The sequence below is a fragment of the Allosphingosinicella sp. genome (assembly GCF_035626655.1).
GTDB lineage: Bacteria > Pseudomonadota > Alphaproteobacteria > Sphingomonadales > Sphingomonadaceae > Allosphingosinicella.
In genome coordinates, this window is sequence record NZ_DASPNF010000010.1 from 120778 (window position 1) to 141647 (window position 20870).

A 20870-nucleotide genomic window follows, 5' to 3' on the forward strand; every position below is an offset into this window, starting at 1 on the left:
GCGCAAAGAGAAGGGGCGCCGCGAGCCTGGCCCGCGGCGCCCCCAATCAGTCGTCAGTCAGCCGGTCAGCGGCCCGCACGCCACGCCAGGTTCAGCGTCAGCATGAAGGTCTGCGGCGAGCCCGTCGAGAAGTTCGGGTTGCCGGCACCGTTGATCTGGGTGCTGATGTTGCCGAAGTAGCGCTCGTCGAACAGGTTCGTCACGTTGAACTGGACGAAGCTGTCCGGCAGGCCGACCGAGCCGAGGTCGAAGCGGATATCCGCGTCCACGACCGTATAGTCGTCGACGAGGATGTCGTTGACGTCGGTGGCGAAGCGGACATCGACCCACTTGGCCTGCACGCCGAAGGTGAACGGCCCGAGGTTCGCCTGGGCGCGGCCGCCGAAGGACCATTCAGGCGTTTCCGGAACCATCCGGCCCGCGGTCGGGGCGCAGCCCACCGGAACGCTGGTGGGCGAGCTGCCGCAATTGGTGCCGGCCGGCGCGCTGATGTTCACATTGTCCTGCAGCTCGGCATGGATGTACGAGCCGAGCGCGTACAGGCTGAGCTCCGGGATCGGCTGCCAGGCGACGGCCGCGTCGAGACCATAGCTCTTCACCTCGCCGACGTTGCGGTCGATCGAGATGCCCAGCTCCGGGTTGAACGAGGTCACGATCCGGTTGGAGTAGTTGATGACCCAGCCGGTGGCCTGCGCCTGGACGTTGCTCCGGGAGAAACGGACGCCGAAGTCGAACGCGTCGGTCTTCTCCGGATCGATCTCCACGATCGGAGCGCGGTACAGGTTGTCGGTACGCGGCGCCGAGAAGCCCTTGGCGTAGGAGGCGAAGGCGCTGAAGCCGCCGCCGAAATTGTACACCAGGCCGATGTTCGGCAGCAGCGCGTCGAACTTATACTCCGCCTCGAACGGGGCATAATAAGGCGTCGCGCCGGCGGCCGGCACCGGATCGTTCGGGCCGATGATGCGCAGCGTGGCCGCCGCCTCGCTGGTGCAATAGGCGAAGCCGGCGCCACGGGCCTCCGTATAGCAGCGCTGCTCCAGATCGCGGCTGAAGAACGGTGCACGCAGACCGACCTCGACGCGCAGGCGCTCGTCGAAGAAGCGGCCGATATACTGGCCGGCAACCTGGTGGAGCATGGCGATCGAGAGACGATCGCGCTGCTGGAACTGGAAGCCGGTCGCGTCGAGCACGGGCGTGGCGTTGCGGCCGCTGAACGGGCTCTCCGGATTGCCGTCGGCGTCGAGGAAGCCCCACTCGCCGGTCTGGCGATGCCGGGCCCGGTCGAAGGTGTAGGCGAAACGCAGACGATGATTTTCCGCCACGTCCCAGATCAGCGACGCGGTGACGCCGATGCGATGCGTGTTGGTGTTGTTCGGCGTGTAGAACCGGATGCGGTCCAGGAAGTCGCCGTCGCCATTATAGTCGACACCCGGCGAGGCCGGCGTGCCGCCGCGCACGCGGATGTCGTTCTCGTTGATGGCAGTCGAGCCGCCGCCATTGGCGAGCACATACTGATAGCTGGGATCGACCGTCAGGATCAGGTTGTCGGCGAGCGTGAAGCGGCCGTTGATGCGGATGTTGCCCGTATTGGACGGATTGATCCTCACACCCGCAAAGTTGGAGCAGCTCGACGTGTTGAGGACGTTGTTTGCGCCGCCGCCAAGCTGGGCGCCGGTGCCGTTCGGCAGCGGTCCGCCATTGTCGTCCTGCCGTCCGGCGCCGCCCGGCTCCGAGGCCCGGGTGCAGGTGGCAAAGTTGTTGAACGCGAAGATCGCGTCCCACTGCTGCTCGCTGTAATTGGCGCCGACTTCCACCGGCACGATCGGGATCGTCGTGTCCACGGCCGGGACGACGGCGGTGCCGAGGATGCCCACCTGGCCGCCGGGCAAAGCGGTGTTCCGGAGGTCGTTGAACGACGGGTTGCGATAGAAGTTGTTGCGGTTCCGGTTGTAGTGACCGGAGATGGAGACGAAGTCGCCGCTTGCGCCGAGCGGATAGTAGATGCGGGCGTTGACCTGCTGCTTGTAGATCTCGCCCGGGCCGCGGAACAGGTCGTTGCGGGCGTTGGAATAGGCGATGAAGGCGCGCGGACCATTCTCCCACCATTCGCCGCTGTGCAGCTGTACGTGGATGCGGCGATAGTCGAAATCGCCGATCGAGCCGGCGGCGCGGGCGCCGATCTCGCGCCAGGGCAGGATCGTGCGATAGTTGACGGTGCCGCCGGCCGCCGAGGCGGTCGGGCTGTCGACGTCGGTCTGGCCCAGGTTGACGTTGACCTGCTCGATCAGCTCCGGATCGAGCTGCTGGTTGGAGAAGATCGCATAATTGCCCGAGTCATTCAGCGGAATGCCGTCGAAGGTCAGCGAGACGCGGTTGCCGTCGAAGCCGCGGATGCGGAGGTTGCCGCCCGAGGAGCCGTAGGGATCCGCGTTCGTGAAGTTCACGCCGGGGACGAGGTTGACAGTCTGCAGGATCGACTGACCCGGCGCCTGCGTCTGGATCAGCTCCTGGCCGAGCACGCCCTGGGCCTTCGCGGTATCGGGAACGGTGATGCCGTTCACGTCGCGGGTGCGGTTGCCGGTGACGACGACGGTGCTGTCCTCCTCCGTCGCGATGGTGCCGGTCGACTGCGCCATGGCATAGCCGGGCAGCACGAACGCAGTGGTTGCGCAAAGAAGTGCGATTTTCTTCATGGATTTGATTCCCCCGAGAGACGGTAACTTCGCCTGGATAATCGCCTATAGCGCCCGCTTTTTGACGGTTCAAAGACTCTCTGGGCGGCTGGTCGCAGAATCTTTTCAAAGCGTTGCGCGAATGCTGCAGCTGCGAATTGGCCGTCGGAGAAACTGGCGGAAATCTGCGGTTTCTACGGCATTCGCCAGGCGCTAGCGGAAAGGCGGTTCATCGAAGGCCCGCAGCTTCCGTGAGTGGAGGGCGGCGCCCTCGCGCCTCAGGATGCGTAGCGTCTCGATACCGATTCGCAGATGCTGGCTGATCGCCCGCTCGTAAAAGGCATTGGCCTGTCCCGGCAGCTTGATCTCGCCGTGCAGCGGCTTGTCAGAGACGCAGAGCAAGGTCCCGTAAGGCACCCGGAACCGATAGCCCTGGGCGGCGACGGTCGCGGATTCCATGTCGATCGCGACGGCGCGGGACTGGTTGAAGCGCAGCGCGGAGAGCGTGAAGCGCAGCTCCCAATTGCGGTCGTCGGTGGTGACGACGGTGCCCGTGCGCAGCCTTTGCTTGAGTTCCTGCGGCGCCTCGCCGGTGATCTCGATCGCGGCGTCGAACAAGGCCTGCTGAATCTCGGCGATGGCCGGGATCGGCACCTCGGTGGGGAGCACGTCGTCCATGACATGGTCGTCGCGCAGATAGGCGTGGGCGAGGACATAATCGCCGATCGACTGGCTGGGCCTCAGGCCGCCGCAATGGCCGATCATCAGCCAGACCTCGGGCCGCATCACCGCCAGATGGTCGCAGATCGTCTTGGCGTTGGAGGGGCCGACGCCGATATTGACCAGGCTGATCCCTTCGCCACGGGTGGCGATCAGATGGTAGGCGGGCATCTGGTGGCGCCGCCAGCCCCCCTCCATCACCGCGGCGACCGCGTCGGGCGTGTCCCTGGTCACATAGACCCCGCCGGCGGCGGAGAGCGCGCGATAGGGGCTGTCCGGCTTGTTCAGCTCGTCCACCGCCCAGCGCACGAACTCGTCGACATAGCGGACATAGTTGGTGAACAGCAGGTAGCGCTGCGTATGCTCGGAGGGCGTGCCCGTATAGTGGCGGAGCCGCGCCAGGCTGAAATCCACGCGCGGACCGTCGAACAGGGAGAGCGGGCGCGGCGCCCCGACCGGCTGCAGCCAGGCGCCGTCCGAGAGCTCGTCGCCAATATGGGAAAGCTCGGTGGTCGGGAACCAGAGCGAGAGATCCGCCGCCTGCGCGCCGTCGAGCCTCAGGTCGTCCGTGCCGTCCAGCACATAGGGATAGGGGATCTCACTGGCGGAGCGGCCGACCGAGACCTCCACGTCATAATCGTTGATCAGATAGGTGAGCTGCTCGGTCAGATATTTGCGGAACAGGTGGGGCCGCGACACGCTGGTCGCGTAGAGGCCCGGCTGGTTGAGCCGGCCGAAGGCGCGCGGCGGCACCGCCTCGATGCTCGTGTAGCGATAGTCGAGCCGGAGCTCGGGATAGGCGAACAGGCCCTGGGCCCGCGCCTTGGGATCGGGGCGCTCGCCGGTCTTCAGGTAACGGGCGAGGGCGTTGCGGAGGTTGGCGACCGATTCGTCATAAATGTCCCGGAGCGCCTCGATAACGCGCGGAATATCCTCGACTTTGGTGATTCCCCCCGTGTTTTTTTCGTTCTTTTCTTTGTTCATGCAGAGGCCATTTCCGCTTCCGGACGCCTCCTGTCAAACCGCGGGCGGCTCCCCGGACTATTGCGGCGGGCTGAAGATCCGGTTGTGCAGCTCGGTCTCGCCGCACTGGCGCAGCAGCTGGTCCACCGCCTCGCGCGCGCCGACGATGCGGAAGCGGAGCAGGATCCGGTTGCTCTCGACGTCGCGGGTGCGGAACACGACCTCGTCGGCGTCGATCAGCCCGCGCAGGAAGTCGCCGACCCGGTTTCGGCCCGCCAGGCGCCCCTCGCGGTCCTTCACGATCCAGACCAGCCGGACCGGCCGGTTGTCGTCGAACCGGTAGATGAGCGGCCGCTCGCGGGTGATGAAATTGCCGCGCACCAGCCAGCGGTTGGAGGTGAAGGTGACGCGGATGAACTCGAAATCGTGCGGATCGCAGGCGAGGGTCAGGCGCCGGTCCTGGTCGCGCAGCGTCGCCTGCACGCGCAGATCGTCGGTGATCGGGTCGCGCACGGTCTCGACCGCCATCGGCCGCGGCAAAGGCGGCTCGAACGGGTCCGGCGGCGTGTCGGGCGCCGCCCAGCCAAGCATGGCGGCCAAAGCGGCGAACAGCATTGGAAATTAACTCCTTGCGCGCCGAAATAGGCGGAGCCGCGGCATCGGGCAACCTTCGTAGATGGAGACGAAGCTTTGGGTTGCTTCGGATCGACGCCTCCCCTAAATCGTTTCGCGAAGCTGGCCGCTCCGTGAAGGGGCGGCCCTTATCATTTCTGGAGGACCAATTGGCCCAGCCGCTCATGCCCCATGCGACCGCTTCCTGGCTGGTCGACAACACCGCTTTGACCTTCCAGCAGATCGCCGAATTTTGCGGCCTGCACATCCTGGAGGTGCAGGCGATCGCCGACGATACCGCCGCCACAAAGCTGACCGGCCGCGATCCCCTGCGCTCGGGCGAGCTGACGCAGGACGAGATCGAGCGGGGGCAGGCCGATCCCGACTACAGGCTGCAGATGCAGAAGGAGCCGGACCAGGCGGTGCGCACCAAGGGTCCGCGCTATACTCCGGTCTCCAAGCGGCAGGACAAGCCGGACGGCGTCGCCTGGCTTCTGCGCAATCATCCCGAGCTTTCCGACGGCCAGATCGGCAAGCTGATTGGCACGACGCGGTCGACCATCCAGGCACTGCGCGAGCGCACGCACTGGAACATCGCCAACATCCAGCCCAAGGATCCGGTGACCCTGGGCCTCACCTCGCAGCGCGAGCTCGACGCTGCGGTCGCCAAGGCGGCCAAGGCGCGCGGCGCCGAGGCGCCGACCGACGCCCGCCTCGACACCGACCGCGAGGCGCTGCTCGAGGAGCTGCGCGCCGAGCGCGAGGCCCAGGCCCGCGAGGCCGAGGCGGCGCTCGCCGCGGAGAGCGGCGAAGTAGAGGCCGAGACGGAACTGAACGCTGACAACCTCTTCAAAAGCTGACCCCGCTTCCCCGCCCGCGGCGGAAGCGGCGGCGCCCGACGCGTCGCTGGTCGACGCGCCCTATTCGCACAAGGGGCTGACCTATCCGCTCGGCCGGACCGGGCCCGAATACGGGGCCGTGATCCCGCTCGCCGAGGGCATCGGCTGGACGCGCTCGCCGGTCCCCGGTTCGCTCAACCATATCAACCTCTGGCTGCTCGAGGACGAAGGCGGCGTCGCCATCGTCGACACCGGCCTCAACATCCCGCCCGCGCGCGAGGCCTGGGAGGCGGTGTTCGCCGGGCCGCTGGCCGGGCGCGACGTGACCCGGGTGATCTGCACCCATTTCCATCCCGACCATCTCGGCCTTGCCGGCTGGCTGGCCGAAAGGTTCGGCGTGCGGCTCTGGATGACGCGGGGCGAGTGGCTGTTCGGCCGCATGCTGACCACCGACGTGCGCGACGCGCCGCCGCCCGAGGCCTTCGCCTACTGGCGCGCCGCCGGGTGGAGCGAGGAAAGGATCGAGGCCGAGGCCGCCAGGGGCTGGGGGCGGTTCGCCGCAATGGTGAGCCCGATCCCGGTGGCGATGGTGCGGCTGCAGGACGGCGACCTGGTGCAGGTCGGCGCCCGGACCTGGCGGGTGGTGACCGGTTCCGGCCATTCGCCCGAACATGCCTGCCTGGTCGACGACGCGGGCAAGCTGATGATCGCGGGCGACCAGGTGCTGCCCCGGATCACTTCCAACGTCTCCTTGAGCCTCAGCGAGCCGGAGGCGGATCCGCTCGGCGAGTGGCTGGCCTCGATCGCGAAGCTCCGCCAATTGCCGGACGACCTGCTGGTCCTGCCCGCCCATGGCGAACCCTTTACCGGCCTCCACGCCCGCCTCGACGCGCTGGCGACGGGCCATGCCGGCCGCCTCGACGCGCTCCACGCCCACCTGGCCGAACCGAAGCGCGCGGTTGACTGCTTCCCGGTCCTGTTCGGCCGCGCGATCGGCGACGGCGTCTACGGCCTCGCGACGGGCGAGGCGATGGCGCACCTCCGCCATCTCGAAGTGACCGGTCGTGCTGTCCGCGAGGTGCGCGACGGGGCCTATTGGTACCGGGCGGCGGCTTGACCGCGGCTTGACCGTCGGGCCCGACCGGATCAAAGCACCGGCCATGGCTGACCAGACACCGCAGGACGTCTCCGCCCTCTCGTTCGAGGACGCGCTGAAGCGGCTCGAGGAGATCGTGCGCAAACTGGAGAGCGGCGAAGCGGCGCTCGACGAAGCGATCCGGCTCTACGAGGAGGGCGACCGGCTCAAGCAGCAATGCGAGGCGCGGCTGAAGGCGGCGCAGGCGCGGATCGAGCAGATCCAGCTGGGGCCCAACGGCGCGCCGACGGGTACGGCTCCCTTCGGCGCGGACTGAGCGGGCATGCCGCTCACCGCCGCGCTCGAAGAGGTCGGCGCCGGCATCGACCGCGCCTTCGATGCGCTGCTGCCCGTGCCCGAGGATGCGCGGGCGCGGCTCTACGAGGCGATGCGCTATGCGGCGATCGGCGGCGGCAAGAGGATCAGGCCCCTGCTCGTCGTCGCCGCCTGCGACCTGTTCAAGGTCGACCGCGCGCGGGCGATGCGGGTCGCGCTCGCGGTCGAGTGCATCCACGTCTACTCGCTGATCCACGACGATCTGCCGAGCATGGACGATGACGACCTCAGGCGCGGCAAGCTGACCCTGCACCGCGCCTTCGAGGAATCGACCGCGATCCTGGCGGGGGATTCGCTCCACGCCCTGGCCTTCGAGATCCTCGCCGACGAGGCGACGCACGAGGATCCGTTCGTCCGCGCCGACTTGGTCGTCGAGCTCGCCCGCGCGGCCGGGCCGGCCGGCATGGCGGGCGGGCAGATGATGGACCTCAAGGCCGGCGAGATGGGGCTCGACCTCCCCGCCGTCACCCGCCTCCAGCAGCTGAAGACGGGGGCCCTGATCGGCTGGTGCGTCGAGGCGGGCGCGATCATGGGACGGGCGCCGGTCGACGGCCGCACCGGGCTCCGGGGCTATGCCCGCGACGTCGGCCTCGCCTTCCAGATCGCCGACGACCTGATCGACCATGAGGGGCAGGAGGAGAAGGCCGGCAAGCGGGTCGGCAAGGACAGGGCGGCGGGCAAGCAGACCTTCGTCTCGCTGCTCGGGCCCGAGCGGGCGCGGCGCCAGGCGGACCTTCTGGTCGAGCAGGCCATCGCCCATCTCCACGGCTTCGGCGAGGATGCGGAGCTGCTCCGGGCAGTGGCGCGCTTCGCGGTCGAGCGGGACCATTGATTATTTCGTCACCCCAGCGCAGGCTGGGGTCCGGACGGATTTCGGGACGGCGGGACCGCCTCGATTCCAGCCTGCGCTGGAATGACGAGAGAGAAGCATGATGCGCACTGGCGTCTATCCCGGCACGTTCGATCCGATCACGCTCGGCCATATGGATATCATCCGGCGCGCCGCGCATCTGGTCGACCGGCTGGTCATCGGGGTCACCACCAATCCCAGCAAGTCGCCGATGTTCACCGTCGCCGAGCGGCTCGCCATGGTCGAGCGCGAGATGGCGGCGGTGAAGGACGGCGCGACGCTCAGCGTGGTCGCCTTCGATTCCCTGCTGATGGACTTCGCCGAGGCGCAGGGGGCCTCGATGATCGTGCGCGGCCTGCGCGCCGTCGCCGACTTCGAATATGAATATCAGATGGCGGGGATGAACCAGCAGCTGAACCCGGATATCGAGACCGTCTTCCTGATGGCCGACGTCTCGCTGCAGCCGATCGCGTCCAAGCTGGTCAAGGAAATCGCGCTTTATGGCGGGGAGATTTCCCGCTTCGTCACCCCCGCTGTGGCCGACGAAGTGCGCCAGCGCGTGGATCATATCGGCCGGAAGGGCGGCGCCAAGGCTTGAGAGACGGCTCTAGTGGCTCTAGAGCAAGGACAAATCGGGAATCGGGGTTAAATTCAATGTCGCGTCTGTTCGCTCTCGCCGCCGGTCTGTGCGGCTTCATGTTTTCCGCTCCGCTCGCAGCCCAGGAGGCGCAGCCCGCGCCCGCCCCTGCGCCCGCGCAGCAGCCTCAGGCCGAGGCCCCGGCGCCGGCCGCGCAGGCCCCGGCCCAGCCGGCGGCCCAGACCCAGCCGACCGCCACGGCGCCGCGGACAGCACCGCCGCCGCCGCCGCTCGAGGCCGACAATACCTGGAATCTGGATCTGTCGACCGGCGGCCGCGTGGTGATCCAGCTGCGTCCGGACGTGGCGCCGCAGACCGTCGAGCGGATCAAGACGCTGACCCGCCAGGGCTTCTACAACGGTCTCGCCTTCTTCCGCGTGATCGAGGGCTTCATGGCCCAGGGCGGCGACCCGCAGAATAGCGGCATGGGCGGCTCGACGCTGCCGGACGTGCCGGCCGAGTTCAACGGCGGCATGCACCTGCGCGGCGCGGTCGGCATGGCCCGTGCCCAGGACCCGAACAGCGCCAACAGCCAGTTCTACATCATGTTCGTGCCGCGTCTGCAGATGGACCGGACCTACACCGTGTTCGGCCGGGTGGTCAGCGGCATGAACTATGTCGACGGGATCGAGCGGGGCGAGCCGCCGGCGCAGCCGAGCCGCATCCTGCGCGCGAGCCTCGGCTCCGAGAACGTGCCGGCGATGACCGCCGAGCAGATTCAGGCGGAGACGGCGCGGCTGGCTTCGGTCGCGGCGACCGCCGCGCCGACCGCGGCCACCCGCAACGGCGTCGGGCCCGCCGTGCCGCAGCCGCCCACCTACCGTCCGCTCGAACCGGTCCGCGCCGAGGGCGCGCCGCCCCGGCAGCGGCGGGGCCAGTAACCGCCGGCGCGTGCGCGTCGACCTTTTCGACTTCGCGCTCCCGTCCGACCGCATCGCGCTGAGGCCCGCCAGCCCGCGCGATGCGGCGCGGCTGCTTCGCGTCGGCGCCGGCGGGGCGCTCGCCGACCATGAGGTGCGTGATTTGCCGGCCCTGCTGCGCGCCGGTGACGTGCTGGTGTTCAACGATACCCGCGTGATCCCGGCCCAGCTCGAGGGGCGGCGGGGGGAGGCGCGGATCGGCGCCACGTTGCACAAGCGCGAGGGGCCGCGCGCCTGGCGGGCGTTCATCCGCAACGCGAAGAGACTTAGGGAAGGCGACCGGATCGAGTTCGGCGCGGGCGTGGCAGCGGTGGCGAGCGAGCGCAGCGCGGACGGCGCCTTCCTGCTGACCTTCGCGGGCGAGGAGCCGGTCGAATTGCTGCTCGAGCGGGCCGGGCGGATGCCGCTGCCGCCCTATATCGCGGGCAGGCGCGAGGCCGATGCGCGTGACCGGGACGATTATCAGACCATGTTCGCGCGCGAGGAAGGGGCGGTCGCCGCGCCCACCGCCGCATTGCACTTCACCCCGGCGCTGATGGCGGCACTCGCAGAGGCGGGGATCGGCCGTGAGACGCTCACCCTCCATGTCGGCGCGGGCACCTTCCTGCCGGTCAAGGCGGAGGACACGGCGGATCATGTCATGCACGCCGAATGGGGGCGGATCCACCCCGCCACCGCCGACCGTCTCAACGCGGCCCGGGCGGCCGGCGGGCGGCTCATCGCGGTCGGCACCACCTCGCTTCGCCTGCTCGAAAGCGCCGCCGACGCGGCTGGCCTGATCCGGCCGTTCGAGGGCGACACCGCCATCTTCATCACCCCCGGCTATCGCTTCCGCGCGATCGACGGCCTGCTCACCAACTTCCACCTGCCGCGCTCGACCCTGTTCATGCTGGTCTCGGCCTTGATGGGGCTGGAGGCGATGCAGGGAGCCTATGCCCATGCTATTGAACAGGGCTACCGCTTCTATTCCTATGGGGATGCGAGCCTGCTGCTGCCGGGGGGATGATTGTCATGGCCTGGAATAAGGGACGGGGCCTGCTCGGGCCGCTGAAGCCTTTGCTCGGAACGTGGCGGACGCAGCAGGGGGAAGGCGGCACGCCCGCCTCGAACATGGCCTGCAGGCGGACCTTCGCTGCCTTTGGCAAGGGCTGGATCCGGCTCGAGGCGTGCTGGGAGGTCGGACCCGGGCGCGACTATCTGGAAACCGCCTTTTTCGGGGCGTGCGAGGACGGTGCGCTCGCCTTCTTTTCCTTCACCAACGACGGCAAGCATTCGTCGGGCCGTCTCGCCGACGGCAGCGATGTCCATCCCGGGGCAATCGCCTTCGAGGCGCAGATGCCCGCCGGCGTCGCCCGTTTCCTCTACTGGCCGGTCGAGGAGGACGGGCCGGGCTTCTACTTCGCGGTCGAGAACCGGACGAAGAAAGGCTGGAACCGCTTCCTGCGCCAGCATTTCGTCCCGACCGGCTGACCTTTTGGCCGATAGGCGGGCGCATTCCTTCGTGACATAACAAGCGCCCGACGCTTTCCTTCGGGGAGACAGGCATGCGCGTGACCTTGCTTGCTTCGCTAGCCTTGCTCCTGGTTGCGGCCTCGCCGGCCACGGATCAGGCCCGGCAGCTCATGGACCAAGGCGACGAAGCCGCCGCCTTCGCCTTGGTCGAACGGAATGCCAGCGCAGGCGACCTCGACTCGATCGAGTTTCTGGCCTGGTTCTACGACCAAGGGCGGCATGTCAGGGAGGACAAGGCCCGCGCCGTCAGCCTCTACCGCCAGGCGGCCGAGCGCGGCCACCGGCAGGCGCAATGGCGGCTCGGCGTGATGCTGGATATGGGCGAGGGCGTCGCCGAGGATGCTGTCGAGGCGTTTCGCTGGATCAGCCGCGCTGCCGCGCAGGACAGCCCGGAGGCCAATGCCAGCATGGGCGTGATGTATGCGAACGGCCGCGGCGTCGCCCGCGACTATGCGCAGTCCCGACTCTATTATCTCAAGGCGGCGCGCCTCGGCGCGGCCGGCGGCTTCTATGGTATGGCCCTGCTCCACACCCTCGGCCAAGGCGTGCCTGAGAACCGGGTGGAGGGCTTGGCATGGATGTATGTGGCGGCCACGCTTGGCGACAGCCGGGCGGAGCAGGCGGCCACCGAATATGGGCTCGATTCCACGACGACGGCGCAGGCGGCCAGCCGCGCCAACCAGATCCTTCGCGAATATGGTCATTCCAACCACCGCGTTCGCTTCCGCGATCTCGACGCGGAGCGGAACGTGCCGGTTGCCTGAGCGTCAGGCGGAGAAAGCGCGCCAGCCCGCGAACGCCAGGACCGGCAAGAAGAGCAGGTCGGCGAGAGCGATCGTACGGAGCGCCGGCGGCGCGCCTGCCAGCCAGTAGAGCAGCAGGAAGGACAGCATCGAGAGCGCGCAGGCGACGCTCGCCAGGCGGCGCACGCGCGGATCGGCCATCGCCCAGAGGCAGCTCAGGACGATCGCGGCGGATGCAGCAGCGCCAGCAGCAACCAGGCAAGTCGGTCGAGCATCGCTTCAGCCTAGCCGCGCAGCCGCCAGCCGCAATGACCTGCGAGGGAATGGCCGCTGTCACCATCGATGCGGGCGCCGTAGATGTTCAGCAGACCTGGACGCCCTTCCAGAAGGCGATCCGGTCCCTGATCCCGGCGGCGGCGGGCTTGGGCTCGGGATAATACCAGGCCGCGTTCCTGTTCTCCGCGCCGTCGACGACCAGGCTGTAATAGCTCGCCGTGCCCTTCCAGGGGCAGATCGTGTGGCTGTCGCTCGGCCGGAGCAAGGCGGCGTCGACCGCCGCGCGGGGGAAATAATGATTTCCCTCGACGACGATTGTGTCGTCGCTCTCGGCGATGGTCGCGCCATTCCAGACTGCCTTGACCATGGGGGGCTCCTTCTGGGGTTCGTGCCGAACGTAGGGAGGCAGGCCGTGCGGCAAAAGGATAGTTGACATAGTCAACTAATTTCGCGCAAATGCCGCCATGGAGCAGGCGATCACGGCGGTGCGGGCGTTCAACCGCTTCTACACGCGCTTCGCGGGCGCGCTCGACGCCCATTATATGGACAGCGACCTCTCGCTCGTGGAGGCGCGCCTGCTCTACGAGATCGCCAATCGCGAGGCCCCGCTCGCCGCGGAGCTGCAGGCCGAGCTCGGCCTCGACGCCGGCTATGTCAGCCGCATCCTGCGCCGCTTCCAGGCGAGGGGCTGGATCGAGCGGGGGCGGGGCGAGGATGCACGGCGGCGGCCGATCAGCCTGACCAGGGCGGGCCGCGCCTATTTCGAGGCGCTGAACGCCCGGACCCGGGCGGAGACCGCCGCCCGGCTCGAGGGGCTGAGCGGCGGCGAGCAGGACAGTCTGATCGCCGCGCTGGAGACGGTGACCGGCCTGCTCAGCGCCGGCAGCGCGCCTTGGCGGATCCGCACCTTCCGCGCCGGCGACCTCCCGCTCATCGCCTCGCGCCAGGCGATCCTCTACGAGCCCTATGGCTGGGGGCGGCCGATGGAGATCCTGCTCGGCGAGGTCACCACCGCCTTCCTGCGCGACTTCAAGCCGGGCCGCGAGCAATGCTGGGTCGCCGAGCGGGCGGGCATGATGGCGGGCGCCGTGCTGCTCGTCGATGCCGGCAACAATGTCGGCCAGCTCCGCCTGCTCCATGTCGAGCCCTGGGCGCGGGGGCTCGGTATCGGCAGCGCCTTGGTCGACGAATGCGTCCGCTTCGCCGGGGAAGCCGGCTATGAGCGGATCCGGCTCTGGACGCATACCGTGCTCGCCCCCGCGCGGCGCATCTACGAGGCGGCCGGCTTCCGCATCGTCTCAACCGAGGTCCATCACGAATTCGGCAAGCCCGAGCAGGGCGAAACCTGGGAGTTGGCGCTCAACGGCTGCGCGCCACAGTACTGACGCACTGATACATTTGTGCGGGCGGATCAAGACGCGGGTCGGGTTCCGCGGCACGCTCACGAAGTGACGAGAATCCTCGCACGGAATCCACCCGTCGACGAAGCTTGACGGTGACGTTGGCCGCAGGAGGCGTTGGATCTAACGCACGAAGTTGGGCTCGAAAGGATGTTGCATATAATGAAAATCACATCACACAACGCCGCCGACGCTCCGCAGCCCGCCGTCGGCCATGCGCAAGTCGTCGAGGTCAGCGGCGCGACACGCTTTGCGTATTTCAGCGGCCAGGTTCCGGTGACGCGCGACGGCGCCGTGCCGGGCTCCTTCGCCGAACAAAGCCGGCTCATTTGGAGAAACATCGAGGCGCAGCTCGCGGAGGTCGGCATGACGCTCGATAATGTCGTTAAGGCCACGACTTTTCTCTCGGACCGCAAATACGCGGTCGAAAATCGCGCCATCCGCACCGAGGTCATGGGCGCGCGTACGCGGGCGCTCACCGTCATAATATGCGGCCTATTTGACGAAGCGTGGCTGCTTGAGATCGAGGTCGTCGCGGCGGCCTAGCCGCCTTCGCTTCCGCGAAGCGCTCCGCGGCGATGCGCTGCAGGACTGGAAGCACTATGTGATCACAGGCGTGGTCAATTCCGCCTTGCCCTTCTTCCTGTTCGCCTATGCCGCGCAGACCTTGCTGCCAGCGGACGCGCCCAAGCAAGCGTGAGGGTCACCGAGCGCCCTGGATCGGCTCGCGCATGGCGAGATCATCAAGGTGAGGTAGGTCGGCGGTCCGGAGCGCTTGCTTGAATCGTCGCGCGGCGAGCCGCTAAGGGCCGGTCATGGCCGACCACCCGCGCTTCAAATTCTCCATCGCCGCCACCGACGGCAAGGCTCGGACCGGCACGCTCGCCATGCGCCGCGGCGAGATCAGGACGCCCGCCTTCATGCCGGTGGGGACCGCGGCGACGGTGAAGGCGATGAAGCCGGCCGACGTGCGCGCCTCGGGCGCCGACATCATTCTCGGCAACACCTATCACCTGATGCTCCGCCCCGGCGCCGAGCGGATCGCGCGGCTCGGCGGGCTGCATCAATTCATGGGCTGGGAGCGGCCGATCCTGACCGACAGCGGCGGCTATCAGGTGATGAGCCTCTCGGAACTCTCCAGGCTCAGCGAGGAGGGCGTCACCTTCGCCAGCCATCTCGACGGCAGTCGGCACATGCTCTCGCCCGAGCGCTCGATGGAAGTGCAGACCCTGCTCGGCTCCGACATCGTCATGGCCTTCGACCAGCTGATCAAGACCACGGAAAGCCGCGACGCGCAGGTCGTGGCAATGGAGCGCTCGATGCGCTGGGCGCGCCGGTCGCGCGAGGCCTTCGACGCGCTCGGCAACGAGGGCGCCTTGTTCGGCATCCAGCAGGGCGGGCTGGACGAGGGCCTGCGTCAGGCCTCGGCGGCGGCGCTGACCGGGATCGGCTTCGACGGCTATGCGGTGGGCGGCCTCGCCGTGGGGGAGGGGCAGGAGGCGATGTTCGCCTGCCTCGATTATGCGCCGGGCCAGCTGCCCGAAGACCGGCCGCGCTATCTGATGGGCGTCGGCAAGCCGGACGACATCGTCGGCGCAGTCGAGCGCGGCATCGACATGTTCGATTGCGTGCTGCCCACGCGCTCGGGCCGCACCGGCCAGGCCTTCACCCGGGACGGCCCGCTCAACATCCGCAACGCGAAGTTCGCCGAGGACGAGGCGCCGCTCGATCCGGATTCGCCGACCGCGCCCTGGTCGAAAGCCTATCTTCACCATCTCGTCCGCTCGGGCGAGATTCTCGGCGCGATGCTGATGACCGAGCATAATCTCTGGTTCTACCAGCGGCTGATGCAGGAGTTGCGCGCCGCCATCGCGGAGGGCCGGCTCGCCGCTTATGCGGCGGCTTTTCGCGACCGGTACAAAGGACCGGCGGTCTCCTAGGGCGAGGCGCCGCCGATCAGGTCGGCGGTCGAAACCACCTTGCAGAACTCTGCGCCGAGCGTCGCGACGTGGGCGGCCTGGATCGTGCGCGCCGGAATGGCGCCCCCATTGCCGTCAGGCAGGTCGAAGCAATCGCAGGCATCGGCGACCAGCGTCATCGCCCAGCCCATGTTCGCGCCGGTGCGGATCGTGGTCGACACGCACATGTCGGTAGAGATGCCGAAGGCAATTATGCCCTCCGCGCCGAGCCGCCGCAGCCGCAGGTCGAGGTCGGTACCGATGAAGGCCGAGTTGACGCTTTTCGAGACCACGGGCTCGCCCTCGAGCGGTTCGAAACCTTCGCGGAAATCATTGCCCCAATGGCCGGGTGCCAGCGTGGAGCCGGGCTGCACCGAATCGTGGCGGACATGGACGATTGGTGCGCCGGCTGTCCGCCAGTGCGCCAGCAGGGCGCGGCCGTTCGCCTCCATCGCCGTGTTCCAGCGCACCGGCCAGCTGGGATCGTCGAAGCCGCGCTGCACGTCGATCGGCAGCAGGACGATGCGGGACAGGTCCGGCCTCATGACCGGATCGGACCTCCGCCCCGGCGCATTTCAGCCGCCGAAGCCCTTGCCAAGGAAGCTCGGCACCGGGCCGTTCCAGCCGCCGTCGTCCGCCTCCGGCTCGTCGCGCCGGTCGCGCCGCGGCGGGCGCTCGCGCGTTTCGGGCTTCCGCTTTTCCGCGCGCTCCTCGCGGCCCCGGCGCGGGCGTTCTTCCTGCTCCTCGCGCTCCTCGCGGCCCCGGCGCGGGCGTTCCTCCCGCTCCTCGCGCTCTTCCCGCCCGCTGTCCGTTCGGGCCGGCTTTTCTGCCTTGCCGCCGTCCAGCTCGGCGATCTTCGTGCCGGTGAGCTTCTGGATATTGTCGATCGACTCCGCATCCTCCCGGGTGACGAGGGTGATGGCGGTGCCGGTCTTGCCTGCGCGGCCGGTGCGGCCGATGCGGTGGACATAATCGTCCGGATGCCAGGGCACGTCATAGTTGAAGACGTGGCTGACGCCCTTGATGTCGAGGCCGCGCGCGGCGACGTCCGAGGCGATCAGGATGTTGATCTCGTCGGCCTTGAAGCGCTCCAGCTCGGCGATGCGGTCGCGCTGCTCCATGTCGCCATGGATCTGGCCCACCTTGAGATGGCCGCGCTTCAGGCTGGTGGTGAGCTCGCGCACCGTGGTCTTGCGGTTGCAGAAGACGATCGCGGTGCGGACGTCGTCGCTCCGCAGCATGTCGGCCAAAGTGTCGCGCTTCTTGCGTGAATCGACCCGCACCAGGCGCTGCTCGATCAGCGTGTTGGTCTGCGCCGGCCGTGCGACCTCGATCTGCTTGGGATTGGTCAGGAACTTGTCGGCCAGCTTCTTGATCACCGGCGGCATGGTCGCGCTGAACAGGAGGGTCTGGCGGTTCTTCGGGAGCTTGGAGCAGATTTCCTCGATGTCCGGGATGAAGCCCATGTCGAGCATCCGGTCAGCCTCGTCGATGACGAGCAGGTCGCAGCCGGTGAGCAGGATCTTGCCGCGGCCGAACAGGTCCATCAGCCGGCCGGGCGTGGCGATCAGCACGTCGACGCCCTTTTCCAGCTTCTTGATCTGGTCGGCCATGTTGGTGCCGCCGATCAGGAGCGCCATGTTGAGCTTGTGATATTTGCCGTATTTCTCGAAATTCTCCGCGACCTGCATGGCCAGCTCGCGGGTCGGCTCGAGGATCAGCGAGCGCGGCATGCGGGCGCGGCTGCGGCCCTGGCCGAGAATGTCGATCATCGGCAGCACGAAGGCGGCGGTCTTGCCGGTCCCGGTCTGTGCGATGCCGACGATGTCGCGCATCATCAGCACGGACGGGATGGCCTGCCGCTGGATGGGCGTGGGCTCGTCATAGCCCGACTCCGCGACCGCGCGGAGCAATTCGTCTGAGAGGCCGAGATCGGCGAAGGTCATTGTCTGTCCGGGATTGGCGCCCGCTTGTGGCACGGGCGTTTCACGCGCGAGCACCTGTACGCGCGGCGCGTCAATGTCAAGGAATCAGCGGTGCGGCGGTCGGCCCTAGGGCTCGCGCGGGCGCAGCAGGCGGAAGCGCTCGATGCCGCAGGAGCCGCCCGAGCGGGCGCGGAATTCGTCCCGGTCGGCGCAGATCATGCCGTCGGCATTGGGCCGCACATAGACGCCGAAATAATAATCCATGGCGACGCAGCGTCGCTCCAGCCGGGCGCGGATGCGGGTCGCGTCCCTGAGCACCAGGTCGATGCTCTCCTGGCCGATCTGGGCGGCGCCGAGGATCTGGCGGACCGGGATGCAGCGCGGGCCGCGCTCCTCCTGCCAGGCGACGTTCTGCCGGATATTGCCCATGCGGTTGCCGGCACGGGGAATGGGGGAGACGCGGATGATGAATTGCTGGTGGACGGTCACGCCGGGTCGCGGCGGCGGCTGGCGCGCCTGATCGTCGCCGTTCCCGGTGGAAACAAGCAGAAGCAGGGCGGCACCGGCCACCCGGATCATGTCCGAACCTTCATTGTGCCCCGGCATCGACGGGCCAGCTTGAACATGGGATTAATTTGCCCGCCCCTCCGGCTCATATTATCCGCAAGCCATGGTCTATGATCGGGACGCCCTCTTCGGCAAGCTGCGGGACCTGCTGGGTCCGAAGGGGTTCAGCACCGATCCCACCGCGCTGGTGCCCCGGCTCAGCGACTGGCGCGGCCGCTATCATGGCAAGGCGGCCGCCTTGCTCTCGCCGGCGAGCACAGCGGAGGTCGCGGGGATCGTCGCGCTCTGCGCCGCGGCCGGTGCCCCGCTCGTCCCGCAGGGCGGCAACACGTCGATGGTCGGCGGCGCGACGCCCGACGCTTCGGGGACTTCATTCCTCGTCTCGACGGCCCGCCTCAACCGGATCCGCAGCCTCGACGCCGCAGCCGGCATCGCGGTCTGCGAGGCCGGCGTGATCCTTGCCGAGCTGCACGAGCAGGCACTGGCGGTCGGCCGCCGCTTTCCCCTGACCCTGGGCGCGCGCGGTTCGGCGACGATCGGCGGGCTCGTCTCCACCAATGCGGGCGGCACGCAGGTGCTGCGCTTCGGGCCGATGCGCGCGCTCGTGCTCGGGCTCGAGGCGGTGCTGCCGGACGGCAGCCTGTTCGAGGGCCTGGCCGCGCTCCGCAAGGACAATCGCGGCTATGATCTGCGGCAGCTGCTGATCGGGGCGGAAGGCACGCTCGGCATCGTCACCGCCGCCAGCCTGAGGCTCGTGCCCGCCATCGGTGAGCGGGCGGTGGCCTGGGTGGGCGTGGAGACCGCGCCGAAGGCGATGACGCTGCTCCGTCATCTCGAGGCGACCATGGGCGAGGCGATCGAGAGCTTCGAGCTGGTGCCGCGGAGCGCGCTGGAGCTGGTGCTCGCGCATGTCCCGGGGACGCGCGCGCCGCTGGCGACACCGGCGCCCTGGAACGTGCTGATCGAGGCGGTCTCGCCCATGTCGGCGCCCGGCCCCGAGCCCCTGCTCTACGAGGGGCTGCGCTCGGCGCTGGAGACGGGCATCGCCGCCGATGCCGTGATCGCGGCGAGCGAGGCGCAGGCCGGGGCTTTCTGGCGCCTGCGCGATTCCATTTCCGAGGCGGAGAAACAGGACGGCCCGGCGACGAAGCACGACATTTCGGTCGCCGTGGAGGCGATGGCGGGGTTCATGACCGAGGCGGCCGCGGCGGTGGAGGCGCGCTTCCCCGGCACGCGTGTCAACGCCTTCGGCCATCTCGGCGACGGCAATGTCCATTTCAACGTCCGCGCCCCCGAAGGCGCGGGGCCGGCCTGGCTCGAGGCGGAAGGCGAGGCGGTCAGCCAATATGTCCATGACCTCGTCACCCGCGCCGGCGGCTCGATCTCGGCCGAGCACGGCATCGGCCAGATGAAGCTGGCCGAGCTCGGCCGGCTCGCCGACCCGGCGCGGCTGCACGCGCTGCGCGCGATCAAGCAAGCGCTCGACCCGAAGGGGATCATGAATCCGGGCAAGCTGGTGCCCTTCGAAGCTTCGAGTCATCCCGGCGAAAGCGGGGACCTGTGAACCCGGAGACCGTGGTCGGAGCACGAAGCCCTCGCCATCTGAATGAAGCGGCTTTCATAGGTCCCGGCTTTCACCGGGATGACTCTTTTGGTCTTTCGCGTCCGCGCGAGGAGAGTCTTGCACAAGGCCACGTTCACCAATAGACGGTGGCCCCGGTTTCCGTGCGGTCTCAAGGGCCGCTCCCGAAAAGTCATGGAGAATCAGATATGGCGACCCTGCCGCCGCCCCCGCCCAATTTGCCGGTCTTTTACAACAACCTGGCGCCGCTCTCGAGCACGATCCATTCCAACTTCAAGGTCCGCCCGGCCGACCGCGCGCCCTATCTCGCGACGGCCAATGCGATCCCGCTGACCATCGACGAGTTCATCACCGCGCAGCGCCACTATCCGATCGTCTTCTCGGCCGGCGACAATCCGGTGCCGCTGGCGCTGATGGGGCTGAACGAGGGCGTCAACGTCTTCGTCAACGAGGACGGCATGCCGCACAATCCGGTCTACATCCCGGCCTATGTCCGCCGCTATCCCTATCTCCTCGCCAAGCTCGACCAGAGCGCCGAGGAGCTGTCGCTCTGCTACGATCCGTCGAGCGACCTGATCGGCGAGAATATCGAGGGCGAGCCCTTGTTCGACGGCGACAAGCCGAGCCAGACGCTGAACGGCATCCTGAAATTCTGCGAGGACTTCGAGGTGGCGGCGCAGCGCACCAGCGCCTTCATCAAGGAGCTGGGCGAGCTGGGCCTGCTGATCGACGGCGAGGTCACGATCCAGCCGAACGACGCGCCGCAGCCCTTCCTCTACCGGGGCTTCCGGATGGTCGACGAGGAGAAGTTCCGCGACCTGAACGGGGACGCGCTGCGCAAGATCAACCAGAACGGCATCATGCCGCTGATCGTCGCGCACCTCTTCTCGCTGCCCTTGATCCGCGAGGTCTTCGGCCGGCAGATGCAGCAGGGCAAGGTGCCCGAGCAGTCGGCGGCGCTGGCCCCGCAGGGCAACGCCTGAGGCTGCGACCAGCCTGAATCGGGCAAGGCTTGACCCCGGCCGGAGCCGGGGAACAGGCTGTTATTGCTCGGAAAAATTTTGGCCCGTTTCCTCTTGAAACGGGATTAACGCTCATTATCTTGGGTTCAGCGCCGCCGTACCCCCCCTTTACGCCGGCGCTACGCGGTCCCTTTCGCAAGCGGGGACCGCACCTCCCTGAACCTGGCCGCCTCACGGAAACGTGAGGCGGTCATTTTTTTG

General features: G+C 68.1%; 22 protein-coding genes. 14 read left to right on the forward strand and 8 right to left on the reverse strand.

Annotation, left to right across the window (positions count from 1 at the left end; all coding sequences use genetic code 11):
- Window positions 1-65: 65 nt before the first annotated feature.
- The 3 genes from VEC11_RS08870 to VEC11_RS08880 all read right to left on the reverse strand — a co-directional run bounded on the left by VEC11_RS08870 (window position 66) and on the right by VEC11_RS08880 (window position 4970).
- Window positions 66-2693: a TonB-dependent receptor gene (locus tag VEC11_RS08870; RefSeq protein WP_464130356.1), complete on the reverse strand. Its 2628-nt coding sequence runs from the start codon at window positions 2691-2693 to the stop codon at window positions 66-68.
- 192 nt (window positions 2694-2885) lie between these two features.
- Window positions 2886-4376 (reverse strand): AMP nucleosidase, encoded by a 1491-nt coding sequence (locus VEC11_RS08875; protein ID WP_464130357.1) that lies wholly within the window; start codon window positions 4374-4376, stop codon window positions 2886-2888.
- Between the two features lie 57 nt (window positions 4377-4433).
- The gene (locus VEC11_RS08880) at window positions 4434-4970 is read right to left on the reverse strand and encodes a hypothetical protein (RefSeq protein WP_464130358.1); all 537 of its coding nucleotides are present in this window, start codon (window positions 4968-4970) and stop codon (window positions 4434-4436) included.
- Window positions 4971-5137: 167 nt separating this feature from the next.
- Between VEC11_RS08880 and VEC11_RS08885 the strand changes: the two genes are divergently transcribed.
- From VEC11_RS08885 to VEC11_RS08925, 9 genes are all read left to right on the forward strand, one after another.
- Entirely contained in the window at window positions 5138-5827 is a 690-nt protein-coding gene (locus VEC11_RS08885; RefSeq protein ID WP_464130359.1) for a DUF1013 domain-containing protein, read from the forward strand.
- Window positions 5828-5945: 118 nt separating this feature from the next.
- Window positions 5946-6923 (forward strand): MBL fold metallo-hydrolase, encoded by a 978-nt coding sequence (locus tag VEC11_RS08890; protein WP_464130360.1) that lies wholly within the window; start codon window positions 5946-5948, stop codon window positions 6921-6923.
- A gap of 43 nt (window positions 6924-6966) precedes the next feature.
- Window positions 6967-7218 carry an exodeoxyribonuclease VII small subunit gene (locus tag VEC11_RS08895; RefSeq protein WP_464130361.1) on the forward strand — a complete coding sequence of 84 codons (252 nt, stop codon included), beginning with the start codon at window positions 6967-6969 and terminating at the stop codon, window positions 7216-7218.
- A gap of 6 nt (window positions 7219-7224) precedes the next feature.
- A complete protein-coding gene (locus tag VEC11_RS08900; RefSeq protein ID WP_464130362.1) occupies window positions 7225-8109 on the forward strand; it encodes a polyprenyl synthetase family protein in 885 nt (294 codons plus the stop codon).
- 100 nt (window positions 8110-8209) lie between these two features.
- Window positions 8210-8725, forward strand: coding sequence for a pantetheine-phosphate adenylyltransferase (gene coaD / locus VEC11_RS08905; RefSeq protein WP_464131199.1), 516 nt, complete (start codon window positions 8210-8212; stop codon window positions 8723-8725).
- A 56-nt stretch (window positions 8726-8781) separates the two neighbouring features.
- Window positions 8782-9645, forward strand: a complete 864-nt coding sequence (locus VEC11_RS08910; RefSeq protein ID WP_464130363.1) for a peptidylprolyl isomerase — start codon at window positions 8782-8784, stop codon at window positions 9643-9645.
- 10 nt (window positions 9646-9655) lie between these two features.
- Window positions 9656-10690, forward strand: a complete 1035-nt coding sequence (gene queA / locus VEC11_RS08915; protein ID WP_464130365.1) for a tRNA preQ1(34) S-adenosylmethionine ribosyltransferase-isomerase QueA — start codon at window positions 9656-9658, stop codon at window positions 10688-10690.
- A 5-nt stretch (window positions 10691-10695) separates the two neighbouring features.
- Complete coding sequence (locus VEC11_RS08920) at window positions 10696-11154, forward strand: hypothetical protein (RefSeq protein ID WP_464130366.1); 459 nt, start codon at window positions 10696-10698, stop codon at window positions 11152-11154.
- A 74-nt stretch (window positions 11155-11228) separates the two neighbouring features.
- Entirely contained in the window at window positions 11229-11960 is a 732-nt protein-coding gene (locus VEC11_RS08925; protein WP_464130367.1) for a tetratricopeptide repeat protein, read from the forward strand.
- Window positions 11961-11963: 3 nt separating this feature from the next.
- Here the strand turns inward: VEC11_RS08925 and VEC11_RS08930 are convergent, their stop codons facing one another.
- Window positions 11964-12140 carry a hypothetical protein gene (locus VEC11_RS08930; RefSeq protein ID WP_464130368.1) on the reverse strand — a complete coding sequence of 59 codons (177 nt, stop codon included), beginning with the start codon at window positions 12138-12140 and terminating at the stop codon, window positions 11964-11966.
- A 160-nt stretch (window positions 12141-12300) separates the two neighbouring features.
- Window positions 12301-12582 carry a DUF427 domain-containing protein gene (locus VEC11_RS08935; RefSeq protein WP_464130369.1) on the reverse strand — a complete coding sequence of 94 codons (282 nt, stop codon included), beginning with the start codon at window positions 12580-12582 and terminating at the stop codon, window positions 12301-12303.
- Between the two features lie 97 nt (window positions 12583-12679).
- Between VEC11_RS08935 and VEC11_RS08940 the strand changes: the two genes are divergently transcribed.
- The 3 genes from VEC11_RS08940 to tgt all read left to right on the forward strand — a co-directional run bounded on the left by VEC11_RS08940 (window position 12680) and on the right by tgt (window position 15555).
- A complete protein-coding gene (locus tag VEC11_RS08940) occupies window positions 12680-13600 on the forward strand; it encodes a bifunctional helix-turn-helix transcriptional regulator/GNAT family N-acetyltransferase (protein ID WP_464130370.1) in 921 nt (306 codons plus the stop codon).
- A 177-nt stretch (window positions 13601-13777) separates the two neighbouring features.
- The gene (locus VEC11_RS08945) at window positions 13778-14161 is read left to right on the forward strand and encodes a RidA family protein (RefSeq protein WP_464130371.1); all 384 of its coding nucleotides are present in this window, start codon (window positions 13778-13780) and stop codon (window positions 14159-14161) included.
- A gap of 269 nt (window positions 14162-14430) precedes the next feature.
- Window positions 14431-15555 carry a tRNA guanosine(34) transglycosylase Tgt gene (gene tgt, locus VEC11_RS08950; protein ID WP_464130372.1) on the forward strand — a complete coding sequence of 375 codons (1125 nt, stop codon included), beginning with the start codon at window positions 14431-14433 and terminating at the stop codon, window positions 15553-15555.
- On the opposite strand, the gene VEC11_RS08955 is transcribed toward tgt, so the two are convergent.
- From VEC11_RS08955 to VEC11_RS08965, 3 genes are all read right to left on the reverse strand, one after another.
- Window positions 15552-16118: a cysteine hydrolase family protein gene (locus VEC11_RS08955; RefSeq protein ID WP_464130373.1), complete on the reverse strand. Its 567-nt coding sequence runs from the start codon at window positions 16116-16118 to the stop codon at window positions 15552-15554. The genes tgt and VEC11_RS08955 overlap by 4 nt on opposite strands.
- 30 nt (window positions 16119-16148) lie before the next feature.
- The gene (locus tag VEC11_RS08960; RefSeq protein ID WP_464130374.1) at window positions 16149-17519 is read right to left on the reverse strand and encodes a DEAD/DEAH box helicase; all 1371 of its coding nucleotides are present in this window, start codon (window positions 17517-17519) and stop codon (window positions 16149-16151) included.
- Between the two features lie 105 nt (window positions 17520-17624).
- Window positions 17625-18077, reverse strand: a complete 453-nt coding sequence (locus tag VEC11_RS08965; RefSeq protein ID WP_464130375.1) for a hypothetical protein — start codon at window positions 18075-18077, stop codon at window positions 17625-17627.
- Window positions 18078-18168: 91 nt separating this feature from the next.
- On the opposite strand from VEC11_RS08965, the gene VEC11_RS08970 reads away from it, so the two are divergent.
- Together VEC11_RS08970 and VEC11_RS08975 are read left to right on the forward strand one after the other, a co-directional pair.
- On the forward strand, window positions 18169-19629 hold the full coding sequence (locus VEC11_RS08970) for an FAD-binding oxidoreductase (RefSeq protein WP_464130376.1): 1461 nt from the start codon (window positions 18169-18171) through the stop codon (window positions 19627-19629).
- Window positions 19630-19835: 206 nt separating this feature from the next.
- On the forward strand, window positions 19836-20630 hold the full coding sequence (locus VEC11_RS08975; protein WP_464130377.1) for a SapC family protein: 795 nt from the start codon (window positions 19836-19838) through the stop codon (window positions 20628-20630).
- The last annotated feature ends 240 nt before the right edge of the window (window positions 20631-20870 follow it).